Below are 3,113 nucleotides of genomic sequence, written 5' to 3' on the forward strand. Positions count from 1 at the left end.
GCACCGCCCCCACCGCCACCACGACCAGCGCCTCCACGCCCACCAGCCGCAGCACCTGCGCCTTCGTCGCCCCCGCGAGCCGGAGCACCGCCAGGTCGCGCACCCGGTCCGAGGTGGCCATCACCTGCGTGTTGGCCAGGGCGATGCCCGTGTACACCACGGCGATGAGAAGGATCATCAGCAGCCCGAGACGGGTGTTCCCACCGGTCCGCCGGTGGCTCTCCGCCAGCCACCCGGCCCTCGTCGCCACCTCCGTGCCGGTCGCCCGTCCGGCCGCCGCCAGCTGCGCCGCGACGGCCGAACGCCCCGCGCCGTCACGGACTTTGACGTCGACCCGGTCGACTGCGGCTCCCCCGGAGTTGCGCGGGGTCACATACACCCCGTTGTTCCCGGTGCCGGTGCTCAGCACGGCCGCCACCCGCAGGGTGACCTTGCGGCCGTCGGCCAGCCAGACGCCGACGCGCGCGCCGACCCTCGTGGTCATCCACTCCTCGTTGACGTTGACGACGAGGGAACCGTCGTCGAGCCCGGCGAGACCGCCCGCCACCACAGGGAGCTCCGACACCGCCGCCGCATCGTCCGGGTCCACCGCCCGCGCCTCGGAGGTAACGAGTGCCGTGCCCTCCTCCAGCACGGTCACGGAGGTGGACCGCGAGGCGCTGACGACCGCGCCCGGGATCCGCCGGGCCCGCTCCACGAACTCCGCCGGTAGCGTGGCGCCCCCGGTGGCCGCCGTGACCACGAAGTCCGAAGTCACCTGGGTGCGCGCCTCGGCGGCCCGGGCCTCGTCGAGCGTCGCCGTGGTACCCATCAGCGAGGCGGCCAGCGCCACGGTGACGATCACAGGGGCGGCGACCGCGGACGTCCTGCGCAGCCCGGCGGAGGCGTTCTCCCTGGCCAGCACACCGGTGGCGCCCGGCAGTTGAGCGGGTGCCCAGGCGAGGAAGCGGGTGACGGGACGTACCAGAACGGGGGCGAACAGGGCGCACCCGACGATCAGCAGCATCGGCTGGGTGACGTACGTCTTGCGCTTGAGGAGGCTTCCGGGGTCCTGGACGAGCGCGATACCCAGCAGCGCGGCCCCGGTCAGCAGGACGGCTGCGCCCAGCAGCACCCGGCTCAGGGGCATCGAACCGCTGTCGACGGCGGATTCACGCAGCGCCTCGACGGGCCCCACCTTCCCGGCCCGGCGCGAGGCGGCGACCGCTCCGGCCAGCGCCACGGCGACTCCGGTCCAGAAGGCGGTGTGCAGCGGCCAGTTCTGGTCACCGATCACGAACCAGTGGGGTGCGATGTGCTCGCCGGCCATCCAGGAGGCGAGCCGGGGCGCGCCGAGGGCGCCCATCCTGCAGCCCGCCGCCGACGCCAGGACACCGATGACGGCCGCTTCCGCGTAGACCGTCCGCCGTACCTGGCCGGGGGTCGCGCCCGCCGTGCGCAGCAGGCCGAACTCACGGCGGCGCTGGGCGACGGCGAAGGAGAACGTCGAGGCGACCACGAAGACGGAGACGAAGACGGTGATGCCGGCAGCCGTGCCCAGCAGCGCGTTCACGGAGACCAGCGCCTCGGCGTCCCGGTCCGGGTCGGGGTCCGCCCGGCGGCGGTCGTCGCCGGTGAGCACCACCATCCGGTCCTCGTGGGCCACGACCGCGCGCACCACCGCCGGATCGGCGTGCACCACCACGGCGTCGACGGCCGGGGAGACCCTGGCCGCCTCGGCCGCGGTGAAGAACACGGCGGTCTCGAACCCGGCGGGACGCACCGTGCCGACGACGGTCCGGGCGACGGTCCCCGAGCCGGTGGTGACCGTGATCCGCTCCCCCGTACGCACGTCGGAGCCGTTCCCCGCGGTGACGACGACCTCTCCGTCGGCGGCCGGGGCCCGTCCGGTGGCCAGCCGGTAGGGGGTGGCGGCCGCGACGGGCCACGGGTGGCCGACCGTTCCCTCGCCGTCCCCGTCGAGGCGGGCGCTGCCGACCGTGACGGAGAACGTGCGGTCCTCGACCGTACGGCCGAGCTCCGCGAGGGCGGTGACGAGCTCCGCCGGGACCGGCCGGGGCGAGGTCAACTCCTGCGTTCGGACCCCGATCGGGGTCCGTACCCGCAGCCGGTCCTCGCCCCGGACCACGACGGGCGCCGCAGCGAACCGCTCGGGCCCGTGCCGCGGGGCGTCGAACGTGGCCGCGAGGGCCAGTCCGGTGGCGGCGACGATCCCCACACCGAGGGCCAGCGCGAGGAAGGAGCCGACGAAGGTGACCCAGCGGGTCCGCATGCCGCGCAGCACGACATTCAGCACGGGACGGCCGCCATCCGGGTCATGCGCGCCGCGACCTGCCCGGCGGCCGGGGAGGACAGTTCGTCCCGCACCCGGCCGTCGGCCAGGAACAGCACCCGGTCCGCGAAGGAGGCGGCGACCGGGTCGTGCGTCACCATGATCACGGTCTGTCCGCCGTCCACCATGGCCCGCAGCAGCTTCAGCACCTGCCGGCCGGTCTCGGAGTCCAGGGCCCCGGTGGGTTCGTCGCCGAACAGCACATCGGGCCGGGTGACCAGGGCGCGGGCCAGGGCCACGCGCTGCTGCTGGCCGCCCGAGAGCTCACCGGGCCGGTGCCCGGCCCGGTCGCGCAGCCCGACGCGCTCCAGGACGTCCAGGACCTCGGCCCGTTTCGGCCGGCGGCCCGCCAGCCGTAGGGGGAGGGCGACGTTCTGCTCGGCGCTGAGCGAGGGAAGCAGGTTGAACGCCTGGAACACGAAACCGATGCGGGTGCGGCGGAGCAGCGTCAGCTTCCGCTCGCTGAGCCCGGTCAGTTCGGTGTCGCCGAGGAACACCTGCCCGCCGGTGGGCCGGTCGAGACCGGCGGTGCACTGGAGCAAGGTCGACTTGCCGGAGCCAGACGGGCCCATGACGGCGGTGAACGTGCCCCGGGGGACGTCGAGGGTGACCCCGTCGAGCGCGGTCACCGCGCCGGTGTTCCTGCCGTAGGACCGGGTGACCGAGCGAAGCCGGACAGCTGCGTGATTCATGGCCACCACTCAACCGGCGCCGCCCGGACGGCACATCGCAGCGAGGGGGAGTCCTGGGGGTGGAGCTACCTCCACCCCCAGGACTCCCC

The 3,113-nt window shown here is 74.5% G+C and carries 2 protein-coding genes; both read right to left on the minus strand.

Features of this window, described 5'->3' with window-relative positions:
- Window positions 1-2,296, minus strand: a 2,296-nt coding sequence (locus JGS39_RS38640; RefSeq protein WP_219574441.1) for an ABC transporter permease, incomplete at its 3' end; no start/stop codon positions are given.
- Window positions 2,290-3,024, minus strand: coding sequence for an ABC transporter ATP-binding protein (locus JGS39_RS38645; protein ID WP_219574442.1), 735 nt, complete (start codon window positions 3,022-3,024; stop codon window positions 2,290-2,292). The genes JGS39_RS38640 and JGS39_RS38645, both read right to left, overlap by 7 nt.
- Between the last annotated feature and the right edge of the window lie 89 nt (window positions 3,025-3,113).

This window comes from Streptomyces poriferorum (assembly GCF_019399235.1).
Lineage (GTDB): Bacteria > Actinomycetota > Actinomycetes > Streptomycetales > Streptomycetaceae > Streptomyces > Streptomyces poriferorum.

What these genes read in the sequence shown, in the direction of transcription:
- JGS39_RS38645 (WP_219574442.1), bottom strand. Translation starts at nt 3,024, where the DNA reads ATGAATCACGCAGCTGTCCGGCTTCGCTCGGTCACCCGGTCCTACGGC.